Genomic DNA, 1,151 nt, shown 5'->3' with positions numbered 1-1,151 from the left:
CCGCCACCGCCTGTTCCGCCGTTGGTGGCGGGTGCCGCGGTATTCGGGTCGACGAATTCGGGGACCTGGCCGGCGAGTTCACGCATGCCGGCGACGAAACCTTTGTTGTTACTGGTGTCGTCGCCCTTGTCCCACCACTGCTGAGCATAGGTTTGGGCCTGATCACCGGTCCGGCCGCGCTTGGCGACATAGTTGACCGTGCCGTTGGTGTTCAACTTGATCTGGTCGTAGCGGGGAACGTGACCGTAGATGAACGCCAGGAAGTTGGCGGTGTTCCCCACGACATGAGACATGTCGACCATACTCGCCCGCAACGTTTCGGCGGTACCGAGGTATTTGTCGATCGAGGCGATCGCCCGGTCGGCGCCCGCGCCCTGCCAGTGCCCCCGGGTGAATACGGGTTTGATGTTCTTGGTGAAGGTATCGATCGAGTTGCCCCAGATCTGGGACAGGGCCAGCCACTCACCCGACAACCACAGCATGTCACCACCGACCGAGCCCACGAGCATGGCGATGTTGGCGAAATCGTAGAGGTGCAGAGCGCCACCGAGTTCGATCAGCGGATCGATTCTGCCCTTGAGGGACTTGTCGAAACTCACCCCGGAACTGGCGGTGGTCGACAAACCCGGCCCGTCCGCCCACGACACCGAGGACGCCGCATGATACTTCGAGATCTCCGGCCAATGATCACGCGCGTTGGGTGCGACGAAGGTGTTCGCGTTCTGTCCCTCGGTGATCGAGTACTTCTTGTTCGCCGCGGTGAACGTGTTCGCGATATCGGTGACGATCGCTTGATGATTACCCAGGATGTCGACCAGTTCGGGGTTCGCTTTGTCGAAGAACGCGTCCGACAGATGTTTCATGCTCAGAAACTGATAGGAACTGGCCGGGAACGGTTTCGGCTGGGCAGGCCGTTTCGGATCGGTACCGGATTGATTGTTGTAATACCAGTCGAACTTCGGTGGCATGTTCTTCCCGGTCACGAAATCGATCAACCCGAGGATGTCGGCGACCAGATCCTCACAATATCCGGTCAGCTTACCCAGCGCGGCGCTGTCGACATTGAGAAGTTGAAGCTGACCGTTCTGGGCACTCTTCAACAATCCAGCCCAATCGGTCTGGTCGATACCCGCCGCCATCCTGCTCCTACC

General features: G+C 59.6%; 1 protein-coding gene. It reads right to left on the bottom strand.

Features of this window, described 5'->3' with window-relative positions:
* Window positions 1-1,139: hypothetical protein (locus ACL03I_RS39350; protein ID WP_412808648.1), on the bottom strand; the 1,139-nt coding region annotated here is incomplete at its 3' end.
* Window positions 1,140-1,151: the final 12 nt, after the last annotated feature.

It is taken from the genome of Nocardia sichangensis (genome assembly GCF_047200615.1).
In the GTDB taxonomy this organism is placed as follows: domain Bacteria; phylum Actinomycetota; class Actinomycetes; order Mycobacteriales; family Mycobacteriaceae; genus Nocardia; species Nocardia sichangensis.
Note: the sequence above shows the minus strand (reverse complement) of the source record. Positions and strands in the feature narration are given on the sequence as shown.